At 31.1% G+C, this 23773-nt stretch carries 16 protein-coding genes and 1 pseudogene; 15 read left to right on the top strand and 2 right to left on the bottom strand.

Annotated elements, in window-relative coordinates:
* Positions 1 to 14 precede the first annotated feature (14 nt).
* The 15 genes from IO99_RS07885 to rlmD all read left to right on the top strand — a co-directional run bounded on the left by IO99_RS07885 (position 15) and on the right by rlmD (position 22553).
* Positions 15 to 1199 carry a pyridoxal phosphate-dependent aminotransferase gene (locus IO99_RS07885; RefSeq protein ID WP_035132155.1) on the top strand — a complete coding sequence of 395 codons (1185 nt, stop codon included), beginning with the start codon at positions 15 to 17 and terminating at the stop codon, positions 1197 to 1199.
* A gap of 251 nt (positions 1200 to 1450) precedes the next feature.
* On the top strand, positions 1451 to 2335 hold the full coding sequence (gene rapZ / locus IO99_RS07880) for an RNase adapter RapZ (protein ID WP_035132153.1): 885 nt from the start codon (positions 1451 to 1453) through the stop codon (positions 2333 to 2335).
* Positions 2332 to 3675, top strand: coding sequence for a gluconeogenesis factor YvcK family protein (locus tag IO99_RS07875; RefSeq protein ID WP_035132151.1), 1344 nt, complete (start codon positions 2332 to 2334; stop codon positions 3673 to 3675). Before rapZ ends, IO99_RS07875 begins: the two co-directional genes overlap by 4 nt.
* 4 nt (positions 3676 to 3679) lie before the next feature.
* Positions 3680 to 4630 carry a DNA-binding protein WhiA gene (gene whiA, locus IO99_RS07870; RefSeq protein WP_035132149.1) on the top strand — a complete coding sequence of 317 codons (951 nt, stop codon included), beginning with the start codon at positions 3680 to 3682 and terminating at the stop codon, positions 4628 to 4630.
* Positions 4631 to 4632: 2 nt separating this feature from the next.
* The gene (locus IO99_RS07865) at positions 4633 to 5937 is read left to right on the top strand and encodes a DRTGG domain-containing protein (protein ID WP_035132147.1); all 1305 of its coding nucleotides are present in this window, start codon (positions 4633 to 4635) and stop codon (positions 5935 to 5937) included.
* A gap of 32 nt (positions 5938 to 5969) precedes the next feature.
* Positions 5970 to 6260: a Dabb family protein gene (locus tag IO99_RS07860; RefSeq protein ID WP_035132145.1), complete on the top strand. Its 291-nt coding sequence runs from the start codon at positions 5970 to 5972 to the stop codon at positions 6258 to 6260.
* 250 nt (positions 6261 to 6510) lie between these two features.
* Entirely contained in the window at positions 6511 to 7050 is a 540-nt protein-coding gene (locus IO99_RS07855) for a class D sortase (protein ID WP_156964316.1), read from the top strand.
* Between the two features lie 61 nt (positions 7051 to 7111).
* Positions 7112 to 10675: a DNA polymerase III subunit alpha gene (locus IO99_RS07850; RefSeq protein WP_035132143.1), complete on the top strand. Its 3564-nt coding sequence runs from the start codon at positions 7112 to 7114 to the stop codon at positions 10673 to 10675.
* A 750-nt stretch (positions 10676 to 11425) separates the two neighbouring features.
* Positions 11426 to 13333 (top strand): acyl-CoA dehydrogenase family protein, encoded by a 1908-nt coding sequence (locus IO99_RS18715; protein WP_084178123.1) that lies wholly within the window; start codon positions 11426 to 11428, stop codon positions 13331 to 13333.
* A gap of 49 nt (positions 13334 to 13382) precedes the next feature.
* A complete protein-coding gene (locus IO99_RS07840; protein WP_035132141.1) occupies positions 13383 to 14582 on the top strand; it encodes an FprA family A-type flavoprotein in 1200 nt (399 codons plus the stop codon).
* Between the two features lie 864 nt (positions 14583 to 15446).
* Positions 15447 to 16967 carry a lysine--tRNA ligase gene (gene lysS, locus IO99_RS07835; RefSeq protein ID WP_035132139.1) on the top strand — a complete coding sequence of 507 codons (1521 nt, stop codon included), beginning with the start codon at positions 15447 to 15449 and terminating at the stop codon, positions 16965 to 16967.
* A gap of 379 nt (positions 16968 to 17346) precedes the next feature.
* A complete protein-coding gene (gene pfkA / locus IO99_RS07830; RefSeq protein WP_035132138.1) occupies positions 17347 to 18306 on the top strand; it encodes a 6-phosphofructokinase in 960 nt (319 codons plus the stop codon).
* A 108-nt stretch (positions 18307 to 18414) separates the two neighbouring features.
* Positions 18415 to 20172, top strand: coding sequence for a pyruvate kinase (pyk, locus tag IO99_RS07825; protein WP_035132136.1), 1758 nt, complete (start codon positions 18415 to 18417; stop codon positions 20170 to 20172).
* 321 nt (positions 20173 to 20493) lie between these two features.
* On the top strand, positions 20494 to 20853 hold the full coding sequence (locus IO99_RS07820; RefSeq protein ID WP_035132134.1) for a DUF1540 domain-containing protein: 360 nt from the start codon (positions 20494 to 20496) through the stop codon (positions 20851 to 20853).
* A gap of 149 nt (positions 20854 to 21002) precedes the next feature.
* Entirely contained in the window at positions 21003 to 22553 is a 1551-nt protein-coding gene (gene rlmD / locus IO99_RS07815) for a 23S rRNA (uracil(1939)-C(5))-methyltransferase RlmD (RefSeq protein WP_084178122.1), read from the top strand.
* A 334-nt stretch (positions 22554 to 22887) separates the two neighbouring features.
* Here the strand turns inward: rlmD and IO99_RS07810 are convergent, their stop codons facing one another.
* Both IO99_RS07810 and IO99_RS19740 read right to left on the bottom strand, forming a co-directional pair.
* Positions 22888 to 23373, bottom strand: coding sequence for a DUF2628 domain-containing protein (locus IO99_RS07810; RefSeq protein WP_035132132.1), 486 nt, complete (start codon positions 23371 to 23373; stop codon positions 22888 to 22890).
* A 116-nt stretch (positions 23374 to 23489) separates the two neighbouring features.
* Positions 23490 to 23660: pseudogene (locus tag IO99_RS19740) on the bottom strand (RepB family plasmid replication initiator protein); the annotation flags it as partial.
* Positions 23661 to 23773 lie beyond the last annotated feature (113 nt).

Below are 23773 nucleotides of genomic sequence, written 5' to 3'. Positions count from 1 at the left end.
AGGGAGATGGGGATATGATTTCAAAAAAAATGGTCGATTATGTTAAAGGTAGTTCGTTAATCAGAGCTATGTTTGAAGAAGGTAAAAGACTCGCATCAATTTATGGTGCAGAAAATGTTTATGATTTCAGTTTAGGAAATCCAAATCTTGAACCGCCAAGCACTGTAAAGGAGGCAATTGTAGATATTTTAAATAATGAACCTAATACCATGGTTCATGGTTACATGAGTAACTCAGGATATGAGGATGTTAGAGAAACTATTGCAAACTCAATTAACAAAAAATTTAATACAAGTTTTACAGAAAAGAATATAGTTATGACTGTAGGGGCAGCAGGTGGTTTAAACGTGACTTTTAAAACTCTTTTAAACCCAGAAGATGAAGTAGTAGTATTTGCACCATACTTTGGTGAGTATAGAAGTTATGCAGCTAACTATGATGGAAAGCTTGTAGTAGTATCACCAAACACTATAGATTTTCAACCTAATTTAGATGAGTTTAAAAGTAAAATTACGGATAAGACTAAAGCTGTTATAATTAACTCGCCAAACAATCCTACAGGTGTTGTTTATTCAGAAGAGACTATTATAAAACTTACTAATATCTTAAAAGAGAAACAAAAGGAATTAGGAACTGACATATATCTAATATCAGATGAGCCTTATAGAGAACTTGTATACGATAACATTCAAGTACCATATTTAACAAAGTATTATGATAATACAATTGTTGGATATTCCTATAGTAAATCTCTTTCATTACCAGGAGAAAGAATTGGATATTTAGTTATTCCAAATGAAGTATCCGATTTTGAAAATGTTGTATCTGCTGCTAATGTAGCTACTCGTATTTTAGGATATGTAAATGCGCCATCACTTTTCCAAAGAGTAATAGCTAGATGCTTAGATGATAAAGTAAATATTGATTTTTATAATAAAAATCGAGAACTACTTTATAGTGAACTTACTTCTTATGGATATAATTGTATAAAACCAGAAGGTGCTTTCTATTTATTTGTTAAATCACCTATAGAGAACGATATTGAATTCTGTAATATGGCAAAAAAATATAATATTTTAATAGTTCCTGGAACTTCTTTTGCTTGTCCAGGATATATTAGAATTGCTTATTGTGTAGCCTACAGTACTATAGAAAATGCCTTACCTGGATTTAAATCATTAATTGAATCTATAAAATAAATATTTAAATATAAAAATAATGTTGTTAATTTTTTAAATTTTATGTGAGAGATATAGGATAAATAAATATTTATCCTATATCTTTTTTAGTAATATAAATTACTATATGATATAATTAATGTGTATAATATATAGATATTGGTGTTAATAATTATTAAAATTATTAATTTAAAGATGTATAATTTTAAATAAAAATAAGATTAAATTTACAGATTTTACTGGAATTAAATATGCAAAAGAGGTGTGATAGAATGAAATTTTTGATAGTTACAGGTATGTCAGGAGCAGGTAAGACACAAGCAATAAGATCCCTTGAGGATTTAGGGTTTTACTGTGTAGATAATTTACCACCAACACTTATAATAAAGTTTGCTGAAGTGTGCTTTAAAACTGAAGGTAAAATAGATAAAATTGCCATAGTAGTAGATATTAGAGGGAGAACATTTTTTGATGACTTATTAGGGAGTTTGTCAACTCTTGATAAAGAAGGTTACCTATATGAAGTATTATACCTTGAAGCTACAGATGAAACTTTAGTTAAAAGATATAAAGAATCAAGAAGAAAACATCCTCTTGCACCAGATGGAAGGATTATTAATGGTATAAGTATAGAAAAGAAAAAACTAAAAGGAATAAGGGAGAGGGCTAGTAAAATAATAAATACATCAAAACTTACTAATAAAGAGCTTAATGAAGAAATAACTATGGCCTATGGAGATGAAGGTCAAATTGAAGGTCCTTTACTTATTAATGTAATTTCCTTTGGATTTAAATATGGAATACCTTTAGATGCGGATTTAGTTATGGATGTAAGATTTATTCCTAATCCATATTATATTGCTGATCTAAAGCCTTTTAGCGGGCTAGATAAGCCGGTAAAAGATTATGTATTATCTAAAGTTGAAACACAGCAATTTGTAGAAAAATTTATAGAGATGCTTAAATTTTTAATTCCTAATTATAAAATAGAAGGAAAAAGGCAATTGATTGTTGCTATTGGATGTACAGGAGGTAGACATCGTTCTGTTGCTATTGCAAATAAAGTATATGAGACTTTAAATCATAATGGTAATAGTGTAACCATAGATCATAGAGATATAAATGAGGATGTAAGTAGAGGAGCTGGAAAGCGATGAAGCTTAAGGACGGGTTAATGCCTGGAGTGGGAATTAAGAGGTGGATATGCCAAATTATATTAGGTGTATTTTTAATTTCCTATGCTATAATTGAGCTTATAAGGAGATGGAATGAGGGTGTTTCTGTTAAATTATTTTTAGTAGCAATACTAGTTTTAGGGTGTATATTGACCTATATAAGTTTAGAGAAGTATACTAAAAGAGTAGTAGATATAATAAAGTTTGAAGCCTTGAATTTTTCAATGGGAAAGAAAAATTTTGACGATGATTTTTTTAAAAATAGTATATTAGTAAAAGGTCCTAAAGTGGTAGTTATTGGAGGTGGAACAGGGCTCTCCAATATGCTTAGTGGACTAAAAAGATATACCACTAATATAACCGCAGTAGTTACAGTGGCTGATGATGGAGGAGGTTCTGGAGTACTGAGGCAAGATTTAGGAATGTTACCACCAGGAGATATTCGTAACTGCATAATAGCTTTAGCAGATACTGAACCTTTGATGGAACAGCTCTTTAGGTATAGATTTAAGGATGGTTCTTTAGAAAATCAAAGTTTTGGTAATTTATTTTTAGCAGCTATGAATGGAATTTCCGAAAATTTTTTAGAGGCTATTAAAAAAACTAGTGAGGTTTTAGCAGTAACTGGAAAAGTACTACCTGTTACTCTAGAAAATGTGCAGTTATATGCAAAACTAAAAAATGGAGACATAATAAAAGGAGAATCATCAATACCTACTGAGAGTTTAAATAGAAAATCACCTATAGATAGAGTATTTATAGAACCTAAAGATGCTAAGGGAGTTCAAGAGGCCGTTGATGCTATAAGAGATGCTGATGCAGTTATATTAGGTCCAGGAAGTGTGTATACTAGTATAATACCTAATCTAATGGTAGGTGATATAAGAGAGGCTGTAAAGGCCACTAAAGCATTAAAAATTTACGTATCAAATATAATGACTCAACCAGGTGAGAGTGATAACTTTAGTGTTCAAGATCATATAAGAGCTATAATGAAACATTGCCAAGGTATGCCTATTGATTATGCTATTGTAAATAAAGGACTCTCAAAGGAAGAAGAAAATATAAAAGAAAGATACTTACAAAAGGGCTCAACCTTTGTTCAACTTGACCATGGTGACAAAGATAAGCTAAATGTAAAATATATAGAATTTGATATGATAAAGATTAAAAAAGAACTCATAAGACATGATGAGGATAAGCTTGCTAAAATACTTATAGAAACTATATTAAAGAAAAAAATGATTAATGATGAGAAAAGAATTTTTGAATATATATATTTATCACAGAGATTAAGAAGAGAAAAAAAGGATAGGGAGTAGAGAAATGTCATTTTCACTAAAGGTAAAAAATGAAGTATGTAGAAATAGTGAATTATCTAAAGATGAAATAGCTGCCCAATTATCAGCTATAATGAAGTCAAGTGGAACCTTGGGTTTTGGATTTAACAGATCTATTACATTTAAGATAGTAACTGAAAATCCAGCTATAGCAAGATGGATTTTTAAGAATTTAAAAGATTTCTATGATATTCACACTAAATTATTAGTAAAGAAAAGCAATTCGTTAAAGAAGAATAATATATATATGGTTTTAATACCAGAAGAAGTAGATGTAAAGGGACTCCTTCAAGAATTGGGAATAATAGAAAAGGATGGCTTATTTAATATACACTACGGAGTACCTGGTGAAGTAATAAAAAATGAAAATTGTAAAAGAGCATATATAAAGGGAGCTTTTTTAGGGGGAGGAAGTATTAGTAACCCAGAGAAAACTTACCATTTAGAATTTGTAACTCACGATCAAGATTATGCCAATGAACTTAGTGATCTTATTAACAGTTATAAGCTTAATTCTAAAGTAATACAAAGGAAAAATAGTTTTGTAATATATTTAAAAGAGGGAGAGCAAATAGTAGATCTTTTGAATATAATAGGTGCACATAATGCATTATTAGAGCTTGAAAATATAAGAATCATGAAGGAAATGAGAAATAATGTAAATAGAATTGTTAATTGTGAAACTGCAAATCTTAGTAAAACTGTTAATGCAGCTGTAAGACAGGTGGAAAGTATAAAGCTTATTGAAAGTGAAATTGGACTTGATAGACTACCTAAAAATTTAAAGGAAGTAGCTAAATTAAGGCTTGCCTTCCCAGATGAATCCTTAAAGGAGTTAGGAGCTATGTTAAATCCACCTGTAGGAAAATCAGGAGTAAATCATCGTCTTAGACGAATCGAAAAAATAGCTGATGAGCTTAGGAAAGAGGGTAGATAGGCATGTCAAAACATGAAGAAATAATTAAATATATTCTATCCTTAGATATAAATACTAAGATATCTGTTAGAGGAATTAGTAGTAAATTAGGTGTTAGTGAAGGAACGGCATATAGAGCAATAAAGGAGTGTGAATCTATAGGAATTGTCAATACAATTCCTAGGGTTGGTACAGTAAGAGTAGAAAAGTTAGAAAAAAAGAATATTGACAAGATATCCTTTAGGGAAATTGTAAACATGGTAGATGGAACCTTAATTGGTGGTAAGGGTGGAGAGAATAATTTTCTTGAAAGATTTATAATAGGAGCCATGGAAGTTGAAACCATTAAGAGATACATAAGCCCAGGTTCGTTACTTATAGTAGGAAATAGAGAAAAAGCTCAAAGATTAGCTCTTGAAAATCAATGTGCTGTGCTTATCACTGGGGGCTTTCAATGTAGTGATGAAATAAAGACTCTAGCAGATAAAACAAATTTGCCTGTAATATCCTGTACCTATGATACCTTTACTGTTGCAAGCATGATAAATAAGGCTATATATGAAAATAATGTTAAGAAGGAAATTGTATTAGTAGAAGATATTATGGATAAAAATCCAGAATACTTAAATGTATGGGACAAGATTAAAGCATTAAAAGAATTATCAGAGAAAACTAGGCATGAAAGATTTCCAGTTTTAGATGAGGAATCTAGAGTTATAGGTCTTGTAAGTATAACTCAAATAAATAATCATGATGACAATGAGATCGTAAATACCATTATGACAAAGAATCCTATTGTGTTAAACCCTACAAGCACAGTTGCCTATGCAGCACATATCATGGCTTGGGATGGAATTCAAATATGCCCAGTGGTATATAAAAAGAAATTAATAGGTATAATTTCCAGAGGAGATGTAATAAAGGCATTACAAATAGTTACAAGACAGCCTCATGTAGGTCATACTATGGATGATTTAATTTTAAAGAATTTTGAATTTGAGTCTAGTAAGAATAAGATGCATTTCTGGGGAGAAATTGTACCTGAAATGCTTGACTCTATAGGTACTGCATCATGGAATGCATTAAATATGCTTTTATCAACTATGGGAACTATGGTGTTAAGACAAAATGGTATTACAAATGTAGCTATAGATAGTTTCACATCTTATTTTACTAAGCCAGTTCAAATGGGTAGGATAATTGATGTATATTCTGAAGTAATAGATAGAGGAAGATATTATTCAAAGGTAGAAGTGACAATGTATAATCAAAATAAAGAGATTATGTCAAAGGCTATGCTATCAGCTAAGGTACTAAAAAATAATTAAATAAAATGGGTTAATGTATAGGGGGTAAAAAGTTGTTTACACATGTGGTTTTATTTAAGTTAAAAGAAAATACAAGGAAAAACGTAGATTTTGTAGCAAATACTCTTAAAGCTATGGAAGGAAAAATACCTGAGCTTAAGGAGATAGAAGTAGGAATAGATGAGCTTCATACGGATAGATCTTTTGATGTATGTCTTATAACTAGATTTGATTCTGTAGATGACATGAATGAATATCAGATACATCCATATCATGTTAATGAAGTTTTAGGTAAAATTAAGCCCTATATTGAGGTTTCTAAAGTGGCTGACTATATTAAATAAAGTATTATTTTAAAGATAAAAAGAACTCTGTTTATAATGGAATGTCTCAAAATTATTACTTTTTAGATCAGTTTTATAGATAAATTACTGGGGCTAAAAAGATTAATTATGTAAGACATTCCATTTTTGAGAATGTTACAAAACATATGTGTGTATAATTACTTAATAGTTTATAATTTTAAGTAAAGAGGTGTTTTAATGAAGGGGAAGATTAGAAGCATTATAAGTATACTTTTAATTTTAGTGGGGATTGGATTATTACTATTTGCTTTTAGAGGAAAGTGGGAAACAAAAAAAAGTTCAAGATCAGCTTTATGACAAATTTGTATCAGAAGAAAAGCAGGAAGTTAATCATGAAAAAAATAAGAATAGTACGGAAGAAAAACTTCCTTATATAGATATGGTAAATCCAATTGCAGTTTTAGAAATACCAAAAATAAATTTGAAAGTAGTAGTAGCAGAAGGCACTGAGGATGAAATAATAAAATATGCAGTAGGACATTTTAAGGATACTGCTATGCCAGGGGAAATGGGTAACTTTGCACTAGCAGGACATAGAAACTATGATACAGGAGAATTTTTTCTAAGACTAAACAAATTAGAAGTTAATGATGATATAATAGTATCTACTCATGATAAGACCTTTACTTATAAAGTTACAGAGAGCTTTACAGTTGCTCCAGAAGACACCTATGTTTTAGATAAAAGTGAGGATGCAACAATAACCCTTGTAACATGTACTTATGATGGTAAGGACAGATTAATAGTAAGAGGTAAGTTAGAAAGATAATATAAAAATAAGTATTTTAAAAGAAATTAGTTTTGTTACCAAGGATGCAGGGGGTGAAAATATGAAGGATTTTGTACATCTGCATGTGCATACAGAGTATAGTCTCTTAGATGGTTCAGGGAAAATATCTAAACTTATTAAAAGAACTAAGGAATTAGGTATGAAAGCTATTGCTATTACTGATCATGGAACTATGTACGGTGCAGTAGATTTTTATAAAGAAGCTATAGAAAATGGGATAAAACCCATAATTGGATGTGAAATATATGTGGCAGGAAAATCAATGTACATTAAAGAACCTCAAAAAGACAATGATACCTATCACTTAGTTTTGTTAGTTAAAAATCAGGTAGGTTATGAAAATCTAATGAAAATAGTATCTACTGCTTCTATAGAGGGATTTTATTATAAACCAAGAGTAGACTATGAATTTTTAAAGGAAAATTGTGAAGGATTAATTGCTACTAGTGCTTGCTTAGGTGGTGAGGTTCAAAAAAATTTACTTAGAGATAATAAAGAAAAGGCCAAGGAAGTTGCTTTAAAATATAAGGAAATATTTAAAGATGATTTTTATTTAGAATTACAATACCATGGAATTTCCCAGCAGTTACAAGTGAATGAAATGTTATTAGAGTTGTCTAAGGAATGTGATATTCCATTAGTATGTACTAATGATACTCACTATATAAATGAAGAAGATAGTAAATCACACGATGTATTACTTTGTATTCAAACAGGTAAAACCGTAGAAGATAAAACTAGGATGAGATATCCTTCAAATCAATTTTATCTTAAGTCACCTGAAGAAATGTATGAGACTTTTTCTTATATACCAGAGGCTATGGAAAACACGCTAAAGATAGCAGAAAAGTGTGATTTCCATTATAAATTTCATGAATCTAAGTTACCTAAGTTCCCTTTGCCTGAGGGGGTAGATCCATTTGAATATCTTAGGGAAAATTGCTATAAGGGACTTATTGAAAGATATGAAGTATTCTCAGCTTTAAATGGAGTATTGGATGAAGAAAAAGTAAATAAAATAAGAGAAGAAAATGAAGAAGGAAAACTTCTGTGCGATAGATTAGATTATGAGTTAGGAATAATCAAGAAAATGGGATATGTTGATTATTTTCTAATTGTTTGGGATTTTATAAAATATGCTAATGAAAATGGAATTCCTACAGGACCGGGAAGAGGTTCAGCAGCAGGAGCTATAGTTGCATATACCTTAGGAATAACCAAAATAGATCCAATAAAGTATGCTTTACTTTTTGAGAGATTTCTTAATCCAGAAAGGGTAAGTATGCCTGATATTGACTCAGACTTTTGCTATGAAGGGCGTCAAAGGGTAATTGATTATGTAGTTGATAAGTATGGAGAAAATAATGTATCACAGATAATTACCTTTGGAACCATGGCACCAAGGGCATGCATCAGGGATGTAGGAAGAGCAATGAATTACTCCTATGCTGAGGTAGATAAAATTGCAAAGATGATCCCTTCAGTATTAAATATAACTATAGACAAATCATTGGAGATGAATAGTGAGCTACAAGAACTTTATGATGTAGATGAGAGAGTACGTGAACTTATAGATGTAGCTAGAGATTTAGAAGGGTTACCAAGACACTCATCTACCCATGCTGCTGGAGTAGTTATAGCATCCCATCCTTTAGTAGAATATGTTCCATTACAAAAGAATGAAGGTATGATAGTAACTCAGTTTACCATGGGTACATTAGAAGAATTAGGACTTTTGAAGATGGATTTCTTAGGATTAAGAACTCTTACAGTAATGGATGAAGCTATTAAGAATATATGGGAAAATCAAGGTGTAAAAATAGATATAGATCATATAGACTTTGGAGATTCAAAGGTTTATCAGATGATTGGAGAAGGAAAAACAGTAGGTGTATTCCAGTTAGAATCTGCAGGAATGACTTCCTTCATGAGAGATCTAAAACCAGACTGCTTTGAGGATATCATAGCAGGAATAAGTCTTTATAGACCAGGTCCAATGGCAGAAATTCCAAAATACATTGAAGGAAAAAGAAATCCAGACAAAGTTCAATATGTAACTCCACAATTAGAAGGAATACTAGATGTGACATATGGGGTAATGGTGTATCAGGAACAAGTAATGCAAATAGTTAGAGATCTTGGAGGGTATTCCCTTGGAAGAAGTGACCTTGTGAGACGTGCCATGTCGAAGAAGAAACATAAGGTCATGGAAGAAGAGAGAAAAAACTTTGTTCATGGAATAGTAGATGAAGAGGGAAAGATTGTAGTACCTGGATGTATTCGAAATGGAATTACAGAAGAAGCAGCTAATAAGATATTTGATCAGATGATGGATTTTGCATCCTATGCTTTTAATAAGAGTCACGCTGCAGCTTATGCAGTAGTTGGATATCAAACAGCATATTTAATGTATTATTACCCAGCAGAATTTATAGCTGCCATGCTTAATAGTATAATGGGAAACAATGAAAAGGTAGCATACTACATTAGGTTTGCAGAAGAAATAGGAATAAAGGTACTTCCACCAGACATAAATGAAAGCTTTAGTAAGTTTACAGTACAAGGTAACACTATAAGATTTGGTCTTTCAGCTATAAAAAATGTTGGAGTAAATGTTATAGAATCAATAGTGGAAAGACGTAAGGAAAAAGGGAAATTTAAGAGCTTTAGCGATTTTTGTAACAAGATTGATTCTGGAGCAGTAAATAAGAGAGCTGTAGAGAGTCTTATAAAAGTTGGAGCTTTTGATAGTTTAGGAATATACAGATCTAAATTAATAGCTGTATTTGAGAAAATTTTAGATGGAATAAACAATGAAAGAAAGAGAAATGTCCCAGGACAAATAAGTCTATTTCAAGGAGCTGAGGATGAAGATAGTGCCTTTAAGATAGTTTATCCAGAAATTCAAGAATTTAATAAAAAGTATTTATTAGCTATGGAAAAAGAAATGACAGGAATATATTTATCAGGCCATCCACTAGATGATTATGAGAAGACTTTAAAACATGTAACCACTCATAAGATATCAGACTTAGTTTTAGCAGATACTTTAGAAGATGGAAGTACAGGTGTAGAAGGTCTTATTAGCGAGAGAGTTTCAAAGGTAAAGGATAAACAAAAAGTAATTTTAGGGGGACTTTTAACATCAGTTTCTAAAAAAATTACAAGAAATAATCAGGCTATGGCCTTTGCGACCTTAGAGGATTTATTTGGAACCATAGAACTGGTCATATTTCCAAAGACATTTTCAGCTTGTAGAGAATTTGTTGAGGAAGATGAAATAGTCACTGTGGAAGGACGTATAGCCTTGGAAGAAGAAGAACAACCTAAAATATTATGTGAAAAAATATCACCATTAGTTAAAGCCAGTACAGATAAGATATATATAAGGGTTGAAGATGATAGCAAGCTAAATAGTGCAATGAAGCTTATAAGAGACAATTTTATTGGGGAATTTGGTTCAGCACCAACTTACTTATTTGCTGCTAATACGAAGAAAAAATATCTTATAAATAAAAATAGTTGGCTTAATAATGATTATGAAACTACATCTAGATTAAGAGGAATTTTTGGAGATGATAATGTTAAAGTTTTAGAAGAGTAAAGTCCACTATCATAATGAAATAAATTAATTCAAGCACCAAGAAATTATCTTGGTGCTTTTTATAGTGTGCCCAGTATGGGCGTAATCTAATAGGTGAAAGTCCTTAGCATGGGTTGATAGTGCCAAGTGCATAGCTTAAGACAAGGGTGTCCATGGTGACGTGGAACCTGAAGAAAGTCGGCGGCGAAACTCTGGTCTGACGAACAGAAACTACATATAAGGCATATGTCTGTGGGTAAGGTTGCTATACAAACCAAAGCCCGAAACTATTCGAAACAGACAGTGTAAATGTAGCAGATATATGGAGTAAAAGATTACGGTCTTACCTGTGGAGAGCTGATAGATACGTTATGGATATGTATTTAGAAGTAACAATTATGGCTGAACTGTCAGAAGCCAGCAGAGATCATAGTATCAAAATAGTCATGAATATTTTTAAAAAAGGCTGAATAATAGGATATTTTGGATGTATTTTCATGTAATAGAAAATAATATTAATTAAGGATACTATAATAAGTTTACATAAAAATTTGACAATAGAAATTATAAGTTTTATAATAATTATTATTAAGAAATAAAAAAAACTATATAATTAATTTAATTATTAGGAAGTTATATAAACAATTTTAGTTTCAACTTGTATTGTAAGTATATTGTACTTTCTAAATTAAAGATTATAAATTTTTATAAGTTCTATTAATAAAATTTGTAAAAATTAAAATAAAACACTAAATTAAAGGAGGTAAATTTATGTTTTTTAAGACTACAGAAAAACACGAAGCTTTTCGTGCAAAAATCAGAGAATTTGCAGAGACAGAGGTAAAGCCACAAGCATTTATGTTGGATCAAGAAAGTAAGTTTCCAACTGAGGCTATAGAAAAGTTAGGTAAAATGGGGGTATTAGGTACTCCGTATCTTAAAAAATATGGTGGGTTAGGTCTAGATATACTTAGTTATGCCATTGCCGTTGAAGAACTTTCTAGAGTAGATGGTGGTACAGGTGTAATTTTATCAGCTCATGTTTCTTTAGGAACATATCCAATTTTTGCATATGGAACTGAAGAACAAAAGCAAAAATATATGATTCCTCTAGCAAAGGGTGAAAAGATCGGTGCATTCGGTTTAACTGAGCCAAATGCTGGTAGTGATGCTGGTGGAACTGAAACGACTGCTGAACTAGAAGGAGATTATTATATCTTAAATGGTGGAAAGATTTTTATAACTAATGCAGATAAGGCAGATACTTATGTTGTATTTGCTGTAACTACTCCAGATATAGGAGTCAAAGGTATAAGTGCCTTTATAGTTGAAAAAGGGTGGAAAGGATTTACATTTGGTGATCATTACGATAAGATGGGAATTCGCTCTTCTGCAACTGCTGAATTAGTATTTAATAATGTTAAAGTACCTAAAGAAAACTTATTAGGTGAAGAAGGACAAGGCTTTAAAATAGCTATGGGAACATTAGATGGTGGTCGTATAGGTATTGCAGCTCAAGCTTTAGGTATAGCTCAAGGAGCTTATGAAAATGCTTTAGAATATTCGAAAGAAAGAATACAATTTGGAAAGCCTATATGCCAACAACAGGTAATTTCATTTAAATTAGCTGATATGGCAACTAAGTTAAGGGCAGCTAGGTTTCTAGTATATAGTGCTGCTGAACTTAAGGAAAATCATGAGCCTTATTCTATGGAAGCTGCTATGGCTAAACAATATGCGTCTGATATATGCTTAGAAGTTGTAAATGATGCATTACAAATCTTTGGAGGAACTGGTTACCTTAAAGGAATGGATGTAGAAAGAGCATATCGTGATGCTAAAATTTGTACTATTTATGAAGGAACAAATGAGATTCAAAGAATGGTAATTGCATCTCATATAATTGGAAAAATGCCTAAAAATGAGGATAGAGCTAAAAAAGGTTCAGCTGGTGGAGTCACTGGTGCTCGTAAGAAAATGATTATGAAAGATGGAACAGCAGAGGAAAGAGTTGCTAAGCTTATAGAAGCATTAAAAGCAGATGGCTATGATTTTACTGTTGGTATTGATATAAATACTCCAATATCTAAGGCAGAGCGTGTTGTAAGTGTAGGTAAGGGAATCGGAGAAGAAAAAAATATGGAACTTGCTAAAGCTTTAGCTATTCAAGTTGGTGCAGCAATTGGATCATCTCGTCCTGTAGCTGAAACCTTAAAATACTTACCGCTAAATCGTTATGTTGGAATGTCAGGTCAAAAATTTAATGGAAATCTCTACATAGCATGTGGTATATCAGGTGCTGGTCAACACTTAAAGGGTATAAAGGATGCTACTACCATAGTTGCTATTAATAATAATCCTAATGCTCCAATATTTAAGAATGCAGACTATGGTATTGTTGGAGACTTACTAGAGATAATGCCATTATTAACAGATGCTTTAGATAACGGAGAACCAAAAAAGGAAGCACCTCCTATGAAGAAAATGAAAAAGTATGTTCCTAAAAAGGTTGTTCCTAGTTGGAAGAGATATGTTTGTAATGGATGTGGCTATGAATATGATCCAGCTATAGGAGATATAGAAAATGACATATCGCCAGAAACTCTATTTGAAGCTCTTCCTGAAGAATGGATTTGTCCAGATTGCGGTGAAGAAAAAGATAGTTTTATAGAGGTCTAATTTTATAGCAGAAATTTTAAGTTTTACAGTAAAAAAGGAGGAGTAATTTATGTTTTGTGTTAGAAAGATAACTGAAGACCTTTATTGGGTAGGAGGAAATGACAGACGTCTAGCTCTTTTTGAAAATATTCATCCAATTCCAAGAGGGGTTTCATATAATTCATATTTATTATTAGATAAAAAAACTGTGCTATTTGATACTGTAGATTGGTCAATTTGTAGACAGTTTTTAGAAAATATACAAGCTGTTTTAAATGGTAGGCCATTAGATTATTTAGTAATAAATCATATGGAGCCTGATCATGGAGCTGCTATTGAAGAAATAATATTGCGTTATCCTGATGTTAAGATTATAAGTACTGAGAAATCTTTTCTCCTAATGAGACAATTTGGATTCGAAATTGATGGTAGAATGGAGGAAGTTGTAGAAGGAGACATAAAATCTTTTGGAAAGCATGAGGTAACATTTGTAGCTGCACCAATGGTACATTGGCCAGAAGCTATGGTTACATTTGATACTACAAACGGTGTTCTTTTTTCAGCTGATGCCTTTGGATCTTTTGGAGCATTAGATGGTAAGCTATTTAATGATGAGGTTGACTTTGACCGTGATTGGATTGATGACGCTAGAAGATATTATACAAATATTGTTGGAAAGTATGGACCACATGTTCAAGAATTGTTAAAAAAGGCAAGTGGATTAGATATTAAAATGATTTGCCCACTACATGGTCCAGTTTGGCGCACAGATCTTGGATATTTTATTGATAAGTATGATAAATGGAGTAGATATGAACCAGAAGAAAAAGCAGTAATGATAGTTTATGCTTCAATGTATGGTAATACCGAAGCTGCAGCTACTGCCTTAGCTACTAAATTTGTAGAAAAGGGAATGAAAAATGTAGTTATGTATGACGTTTCAAGCACTCATGTATCTGAACTGATTTCAGAAACCTTTAGAGTTAGCCACGTAGTTTTAGCTTCTGTAACCTATAACCTTGGTATTTACCCACCTATGCATAATTATCTTATGGATATGAAGGCTCTTAACCTTCAAAAGAGAACTTTTGCAATAATTGAAAATGGCTCATGGGCATGTAAGTCTGGAAGTTTGATGAGTGAGTTCCTAGAGGAAATGAGAGAAATGACAGTTCTAGAAGATAAAGTTACACTTGTATCTTCTATGAATGAAGGAAATGTTACAGATATGGATACAATTGTTGAAGGTGTTATAGAATCAATGAAATAGTTATAATAAACATGTTGTTTAAGGGATGTTTACCTAAAACAAATTATGACGTTACTTAAATTGTAATTATCACCTTCACCATGAAACCCTCGATAGAAATATCGAGGGTTTTCCTCTGTACATAAATTTAGAATTATTTATTTAGATGAACGGCTAAGACGAAGGCTACGCCTATGCTATTGGTAACAATGGAAGAAAATTAAGACTAAATATGATAATCTTAAGATCTTAGGCATTGAAGAATTTCCAACAATCCTATTTTAGCAAGAATGCTAAATAATAAATATCTATCTCCTACTCGATTGATAATATAAGTTTTTTTGAAAATTCTTGACATTATATATTGAGTATATTAAAATATACTCAATAAAACTATGAAGAGAAGAGTAATTAAACTCAATTTTTTTACAGAGAGCTTTAGATGGTGAGAGAAAGCAAAAAACAGTTTGGTGAAAAAAGCCTCGGAGTTGTACACAGGATCTTTACTTCACTAAAGTTTATCTTAAAGTGAGGTTGCTTCTTAAAAAAGAAAGAAGTTTCCTTTAGGAAGAGAGATGGTGTAACGGGTGCTCCCGTTATAGAGCTAGGGTATAAGCTTAATATATTTTATTGTAAAGCCGTACTTGAAAAGGTTAATATGGTGACATATTAATAAACTGGGGTGGTACCACGAAGTTGAACTTACCAAACTCTCGTCCCCAAGACTATTGTCTTGGAGGTGAGAGTTTTTATTTTGCAAAAATATAATAATGGACGAAAGTAACGTAACTGAGTCTACTAGAAAATACTATAATGAGGTGTTATTTAGCTTCATAAAAGTTATGAGAAATTAAAAAGCAAAATTGAAAGGTGGTACTATTATATATGTACAATGATTATGTAGAATTAAATAACTTACAAGAAATAATGCAAGATGCCAATGAATTTAACGTAGAGAGAATAAAAAAATTAAATGAACTTTTAAGCAGAGGAATCAATCCTTATCCCTATACTTTTGAGCCAAATACTACTTCAACCTATATAACAAAAAACTTTGATAAAATAGATAGTGAAGAGAGATTTATTTTATCAGGAAGAATAATGCTTTTAAGAAGAATGGGTAAAGTAACATTTTTAAATTTAAGGGATCAGAATGGAAATATTCAAGTGTATATAAGTAAAAATGATCTTGGTGAAGATGCCTATGGAGTTATTAAACTTCTTGATGTAGGAGACATAATTGGTATAGAAGGATTCGCATTTAAAACAAAAACAGAGGAAATAACTATTAAAGCTCTAAATGTTACCGTGCTTTCAAAATCTATAAGACCTCTTCCAGAAAAATATCACGGAATTCAAGATATGGATTTAAGACAAAGACATAGATCCCTAGATATGATAATGAATGAAGATGTAAGAGATAGATTTGTAAATAGAGCTAAGGCTATGTATGCCATAAGAGAGTTTATGAATTCTAAAGGGTTTATGGAAATGGAAACCCCTATTTTAGATACAAAATATGGTGGAGGAGAAGCTAAACCATTTATAACTAATGTAAATGCATTAGACTGTGAAGTATTTATGAATGTATCTCCAGAGTTATACTTAAAAAGATTGATGGTTGGAGGCATTGATAGGGTTTTTAGTATGGGACGTTCCTTTAGAAATGAAGGAATAGATAGAACTCACTATCCAGAATTTACATTGTTTGAATGTTACATGGCTTATGCTGACTATAATGATATGATGAGAATTATGGAAGATTTATATGAGCACGTATTTACTAAAATCAAAGGAACAACTAAAGCTGTATATGACGGTGTTGAAATTGACTTTAAAGCTCCTTGGAAGAGAGAAACTATGTGCAATCTAGTTCATAAAGATACAGGAATAGATGTGGAAAGGTTAACTAAGGAAGAAATAGTACCTCTAATTATAGAAAAAGGATTATTAGAAGAGGAGCAAAGGGAAGGGTTTAATATTGAAAAAGCAAATAAAGGAGACTTAATACTTACACTATTTGAGGCCTATTGCGAGGATAAATTAATAGAGCCAACCTTTGTAATAGATTTTCCATTAGATTCGTCTCCACTATGTAAAGTTCATAGAGAAAATCCAGAGTTAATAGAAAGGTTTGAACCTTATGCCTTTGGAGTAGAACTTGGAAATGCATATTCAGAACTTAATAATCCGTTAAGACAAAGAATTTTACTTCATGAGCAAGCAGCAAAATTAAGAGCAGGACTTGAAACTGCCAGTCCAATGGATGAAGAATTTGCAGTAGCCATAGATGTAGCTATGCCACCAGCAGGAGGTCTTGGAATAGGAATAGATAGAATGATGATGTTTTTAACAAACTCATCATCCATAAGAGACGTAATTGCTTTTCCATTAGTAAAAAGATAATTAAAAGATAATATGAGAAGAGTTAGTTCAAATTTTACTTAGATTTAACTTTAATTTGCATGAAGATATAAAGAAATTTTATTGATATTAGATTGTAAATTGAATTGTTGGTAAAGATAAGTTTAATTGCAGAAGTAACTCTTCTTAATTTTGTATATAAATTTTATTAAAATTTATTAATTATAAAGGATAAAATGGGAAGAATAAATTATAAGAGACTTTATTAAAAGTTGACAACATTTACAATAGCAAATTTATAGATATTTACTCAAATACATCCAATAATAGGTTGCAAGGAGTAACTCTAAACATTAAACTTAAGTTAAGTAAGTAGAGATTTAAATAAATAATAACCACAATAAAGCTAGGGGGTAATATAGTGAAAAAAATTGCAGTATTGACTAGCGGTGGAGATTCACCAGCAATGAATGCAGCAATAAGAGCTGTAGTTAGGATTGGAATTGAAAATGAAGTCCAGGTATTTGGAGTACATAGAGGATTTAATGGGCTTATTAATGGAGAAATATTTGAGATGGATAGACACTCTGTTTCTGATATAATTCAAAGAGGTGGTACTATCCTAAGGACTGCTAGAAGTGAAGAGTTTAGAACACCTGAAGGGAGACAGAAGGCACTTAATGTTATTAAAGTCCTTAAAATAGATGGAATTATAGTCATTGGTGGAGATGGATCCTTTAGAGGAGCTAAGGAATTAAGTGATTTAGGTATACCAACAGTTGGAATACCAGGTACTATAGATAATGATTTACCTTATACAGATTATACCGTTGGTTTTGATACAGCTTTAAATACAGCTATTGATGCCATAAATAAAATTAGAGATACATCTAGCTCCCATGAAAGAGTGAGTGTAATTGAAGTTATGGGAAGAAACTGTGGTGATTTAGCTTTATTTTCAGGTATTGCTGGTGGGGCTGAACAGGTAATAGTTCCAGAAAAAAAATTCACTATTGAAGATATATGTGAGAATATTTTCAAAGGAAAACGTAATGGTAAGCTTCATAATATTATAATCTTAGCTGAAGGTGTAGGTGGAGCACAGAAATTAGCTAAAAGCATAGAGGAAATAACGGGTATAGAGACTAGGGCAACTGTGCTTGGATATATACAAAGAGGCGGAAGTCCAAGTGCTTTTGATAGAATTTTAGCTTCAAGAATGGGTAGTAAAGCGGTAAAAGTGTTGTTAGAAGGAAAGACAGCAAGACTTATTGGTATAAAGGCAAATAAAATTATAGATATAGATATAAAAGAAGCTTTAGATTTAAAATCATGTTTTAATGAAGAGTTATATAAATTAAGTGTAGATTTGTCGAATTAATGGGTTATAGATATTGTAGAATTATAAATATTTTAATATAATTTTATATAATGGTAAAGTTATCTAGGCAAAAGAATTTAAATCTATGAAATATAAAGGAGGATAACTATGAAGAAAACTAAAATTGTTTGTACAATGGGACCTACTACTGATGAAAAGGAAATTATAAAAAAGTTAATTGAAAATGGTATGAATGCTGCCAGATTAAATTTCTCTCATGGAAGTCATGAAGAGCATAAGAGAAGAATAGATATGGTTAAGGAAGCAAGAGCTGAATTAGAAAAGCATATTGCTATATTACTTGATACAAAGGGACCAGAGATTAGAACTGGAAACTTTGAAAATGGAACTGTAGAACTTAAAGAAGGAACAACTTTTATAGTTCATTGTGGAGAGGATATTATAGGAGATGAAACTAAATGTTCTATTACTTATAAAAACCTATATAAAGATGTAAAACCAGGAAACACACTTTTAATAAATGATGGATTAGTGGCATTAAAAGTATTATCTATAGAGGGTAAAGAAATAAAAACTCATGTTGAAAATACAGGAGTAATAGGAAATCACAAGGGAATGAACGTGCCAGGAGTTAAATTAAATCTTCCAGCATTAACAGAGAAAGATATAGCAGATTTAATGTTTGGTATAGAAAGTGAAGTAGATATAGTAGCTGCATCTTTTATAAGAAAAGGTACAGATGTTCTAGATATAAGACATCTTCTTGATAAGAATGGTGGAGATTATATTCAAGTATTTTCAAAGATTGAAAATAGAGAAGGCGTAGATAATATTGATGAAATTATAAGATATTCTGATGGAATTATGGTAGCAAGAGGGGATTTAGGAGTGGAAATTCCTACTGAAGAGGTACCAGTAGTTCAGAAGATGATTATACAAAAATGTAATGAAGCTGGAAAGCCCGTAATTACTGCAACTCAAATGTTAGATTCTATGATTAGAAATCCAAGACCTACTAGAGCAGAAGCTTCAGATGTAGCTAATGCCATCTTTGATGGAACTGATGCTATAATGCTAAGTGGAGAGACTGCCAGTGGTAAATATCCAGTAGAAGTTGTAAAAACTATGTCTCAAATAGCTATGAAGGCAGAGGAATATATAAACTACGAGGAAAGTTTTAAGAAAAGAAGAAAGTTACATGTTGCTAATGTGCCTAATGCTATAAGTGTAGCTACATGTACAACAGCAATGGAGTTAAATGCATCAGCAATAATTACAGCGACTCAAAGCGGTCAAACTGCAAGACAAATCTCTAAATATAGACCGGAATGTGAAGTAATAGCTTGTACTCCTTATGAAAGGGTTGCAAGAAGTTTAGCACTAAATTGGGGTGTGTTCCCTGTAATAACTCCAAAATTAAAAGATACAGATGAATTAATAGATAAGACTTCAGAAATTGCATTAGCAGCTAATTATGTAAAGAAGGGTGATCTTGTAGTAATTGTTGCAGGAATACCAATGAACTACATAGGTAGTACAAATATGATGAAGGTTCATATTATAGGAGATGTACTTTTACAAGGTAAAGGAAGTAATTCTGGTACAGCTTTTGGAACAGTAATGCATGTAAATAATTCTAAGAAGTTTTTTAATTCTTTAGATGAAAAGCAAATTATTATAGTAGATAAATTAAGTAGAGATTTTTCAGATGTGCTTAATGAAGTTGGTGGAATAATAGTAGAAAGCGATGAGATGAGTTCTAGCGTATTACTAGAATGTGCATCAAGAAACATTCCTATTATATATAACGCACAAAACGCATCTTCAATTATAAAATCTGGATGTTTTATAACTATGGACTCAAAAGTAGGAATGGTATATAGCGGCAAAGCTAATATTAAGTAGTTTCACCCAAGAAATTATTTTAAAATTAAGATAATTATGGTATTTATGTAAAATTTATAAAAAATATTGAAATTATCTGAAATTTAATGTATAATTAATAATCCAATGGATAAGACTTAAAATATAACATTTTTGGCAACTGATTCATTATTGACACCCGCTAAGGGTGTCTTTAATTTTTTTGAGAGTTTTAATTTAGATATATTAGCATTAAGAAGTAGCGATAATTTTAGGCCTACCCCGTGCATAAAAAAAATATTTTTCCACATAATAGTATTATCTAATAACTTAAGAAAATAATTAAGAATAGGAGTGCTATGAATGAGTGGAAATTTAGCATGTAATGCAACTAATTGTACACACAACAACTCTGGAATGTGCACCGCTAACAGTATCCATGTACAAGGAGCAAATGCTCACTCTAGTGAGTATACTCAGTGTGGAAGCTTCACAGAAATGGGAATAAAAAATTCTCTTTCCAATGTATATAATATGAATATTGGAGGAGAAGTTAAACAAAGCTTTAATAATTTCTCTGGAGGTACAGGACCAAGAATAGTATGTGATGCAATAAACTGTAGGTATAATATCAATAAGGATTGTGTTGCAAACTTTGTACACATTAATGGGGTAGGTGCAATAAGTAGTAATAGAACAGACTGTGAAACTTTTAAAATTTAATTCACCATAGTAAGGGTAACTTTAGCTAATTTTATTAATAATCTAAAGTTGCCCTTACTTTAATTTTATATTATGACTACTTATTATGGTTAATTGACTAGTTTTCTGATAAAATTAAAATTAATTAGAAGCTAATAAAGGGTGGTTTTATGAAAATACGTAAACAGATAAGTAAGGTTAAAGTTATAGAAGAAGCTGAAAAAGAAGAGAGAGAAAGAGTGAAAGCTTCATTAGAAAAAGAAAGATTTCTAAAAGAGGATAGGGAAAGTGAAGAAAGAGAAGCAGAGATAGAAAATCTTATTTTAGAATTAAACAATAATCATGCAGATATAGAAATTGCGAAGAATAAGGATTATATAATTAAGATAGAAGGATATGGACATGAAGGAGAAGGGGTAGGTAAAATAAATAACTTTACTGTGTTTGTTAAAGGAGCCATAAAGGGTGAAACAGTAAAGATAAAGCTTATAAAAGTAAGTAAAACTTATGGAATAGGTAAACTATTAGATGTAATTCTCTCCTCTAAATATAGGACAGAACCTATATGTCCAATTTATAAGAGATGTGGAGGCTGTAATCTTCAACATATATCCTATGAAGAACAACTTAACTTTAAAACTCAAAGAGTAAAGGATGTTATGGAAAGAGTAGGAAAGATAGAAGGATTAAAGGTACATAATACTATTGGTATGGATTTCCCATATAACTATAGAAATAAGGTTCAGTTACCAGTTGGAAATAATGATGGAAATATAGTAGTAGGATTTTATGCACCAAGATCTCATGAAATAATCAATATGGATCACTGTTATATACAAAGTAAAATAGGTGATAAAGTTGTTAAGATTCTTAAGGAATGGATGAAAGAGAATAAAGTAACTCCTTATGATGAAAAAAATCATAGTGGTGTAGTTAGACATATAATGATTAGAGAGGGTTTTCAGACTAAGGAGATAATGGTTGTAATAGTTACTAATGGAGAAAAGTTACCTAATATAAAACCACTTATAAAATCTCTTAGAGAAGAAATTTTAAATCTTAAATCTATAATTCAAAATGTAAATAAGGATAAAACAAATGTGATTTTAGGTAACAAATCTATTACTCTATGGGGAACAGATACAATATCAGATTATATAGGTGAATTTAGATTTAATATATCACCATTATCTTTCTTTCAAGTAAATCCTGTACAAACAGAAATTCTATATAAAAAAGCATTAGAATATGCAAGTCTTACAGGAAACGAGGTTGTATTTGATGCATATTGTGGTACAGGGACTATATCACTGTTCTTATCTAAAAAAGCTAAAATGGTATATGGAATTGAAATAATACCAGAAGCTATAGAAAATGCTAATGAAAACAAAATAATTAATAATGTAAAAAATGTGGAATTTATAGTAGGAAAATCAGAAGAAGAAATTCCAAGACTAATTGAAGGTGGAATACACCCAGATGTAATTATGCTAGACCCTCCAAGAAAGGGCTGTGAGGAATCACTTCTACATGCCATAGCAGAAGTAAAACCTAAAAGGATTGTTTATGTATCCTGTGACCCTGCAACCTTAGCAAGGGATTTAAAGATTCTTGAAGAATTAAATTATAAAGCAGTGGAGCTACAGCCAGTAGACATGTTCCCTCAAGGACATCACGTTGAAACAGTCGTTAGGCTAACAAGGACCAACGGGACGAAGTAAGCCTTACGAATGTCCATGCAAGGTTTTCCCATGAAAAGGAGTCACAGATGAACTTTGAATGGCAGAAAGCTACTGCTGAGGCGGTTGTTAAACTAGAGAGATAACTTTAACTAAATAATAAAGTCTTAATTTTTATAATAAACATTTGTTTAAGTTAGGATACTTAAAAATAAAAACCTAGTGTTATAATTTAGGTGTTCAATCAAAATTTACACTAGGGATTTTTATACCCTTCTTTAGAAATTCCTAAAGAAAGGAGTCTTTTTAAAATTGTATAATAATCATAGCAAGGAACTAGAAAAAATCAATTGTTAAGGGGAAGGCTCTTAAGTTTTTAATATTTGAAAAATGGAGTAGGTAGTGCTGATATTATTATCACTAATATTATTGCCAATATAATCACTGCAATCTTATTCGTTCCTCCTGATTGTCTTATTTTTTTGTTTTTTTCATCATTCCCAATTCTCATATTTTTGATTTTATTAATTTTTATCTTCGCGTGTTCATAATAAATTCTATTACTATACATACCTATTAAAACCCATAAAAACACAATAAAAGGATGTATAAAATTTCGTATCCCACCTGGCCTTAAAATAATATACAGAGGTATTATTGCACTAGCGCACAAATACATCTTTCTATATGCCATCCAAAAGAATCCAAATACAAATGCAGCCCAATTCCATTTTGGTGTCATATCAGCTGACTCATTAAAATATATATCTAGTCTTTTCTCATAATAATCTATATTCTTATCCCCTATGAAACTCTTTAATTCTTCCTTAGTTAGTTTCTTATCTACAAGCCCACTATTCATAAAATCACTCCAATACAAATAACGAATACGATATATATAAATCGTATTCGTTATTTGTATTTTAATTCCTTCTTTTTATATTATTATAGAACATTTTTAGTTCTGCTCCTTATTGTTTATGTTTTTTTGAAATTAAAATATAATGGACTAAAAGTTAATTCAACCATACCAGAGCCTTTCTCATACTTAGCATCACTCAACCATGCTGTTTGAATTAGAGCTTTGATTTGTTTAATCTTAAATACTTTTTTCATGAGCTCTTTATTTAATTTAAGGATTTCAATATATTTTGTTTTATCTTCACCTCATAGAAGTTGTATAAATTCAACTATTTACCACCCAAGGGGGAAAATAGCAAAGGTTTATTTTAATTGTACAATAACTTATGAACTCTAAAATC

It is taken from the genome of Clostridium sulfidigenes (assembly GCF_000732635.1).
Lineage (GTDB): Bacteria > Bacillota > Clostridia > Clostridiales > Clostridiaceae > Clostridium_J > Clostridium_J sulfidigenes.
The sequence above is the reverse complement of the archived record's forward strand: the minus strand, read 5'-3'. Positions and strand labels throughout refer to the sequence as shown.

Coding starts and splice junctions, on each gene's coding strand:
- IO99_RS18715 (WP_084178123.1), top strand. CDS start 11,426: ATGTTTTTTAAGACTACAGAAAAACACGAAGCTTTTCGTGCAAAAATC.
- IO99_RS07875 (WP_035132151.1), top strand. CDS start 2,332: ATGAAGCTTAAGGACGGGTTAATGCCTGGAGTGGGAATTAAGAGGTGG.
- rapZ (WP_035132153.1), top strand. CDS start 1,451: ATGAAATTTTTGATAGTTACAGGTATGTCAGGAGCAGGTAAGACACAA.
- IO99_RS07885 (WP_035132155.1), top strand. CDS start 15: ATGATTTCAAAAAAAATGGTCGATTATGTTAAAGGTAGTTCGTTAATC.
- IO99_RS07850 (WP_035132143.1), top strand. CDS start 7,112: ATGAAGGATTTTGTACATCTGCATGTGCATACAGAGTATAGTCTCTTA.
- IO99_RS07820 (WP_035132134.1), top strand. CDS start 20,494: ATGAGTGGAAATTTAGCATGTAATGCAACTAATTGTACACACAACAAC.
- IO99_RS07865 (WP_035132147.1), top strand. CDS start 4,633: ATGTCAAAACATGAAGAAATAATTAAATATATTCTATCCTTAGATATA.
- IO99_RS07810 (WP_035132132.1), bottom strand. CDS start 23,373: ATGAATAGTGGGCTTGTAGATAAGAAACTAACTAAGGAAGAATTAAAG.
- lysS (WP_035132139.1), top strand. CDS start 15,447: ATGTACAATGATTATGTAGAATTAAATAACTTACAAGAAATAATGCAA.
- IO99_RS07840 (WP_035132141.1), top strand. CDS start 13,383: ATGTTTTGTGTTAGAAAGATAACTGAAGACCTTTATTGGGTAGGAGGA.
- pyk (WP_035132136.1), top strand. CDS start 18,415: ATGAAGAAAACTAAAATTGTTTGTACAATGGGACCTACTACTGATGAA.
- whiA (WP_035132149.1), top strand. CDS start 3,680: ATGTCATTTTCACTAAAGGTAAAAAATGAAGTATGTAGAAATAGTGAA.
- rlmD (WP_084178122.1), top strand. CDS start 21,003: ATGAAAATACGTAAACAGATAAGTAAGGTTAAAGTTATAGAAGAAGCT.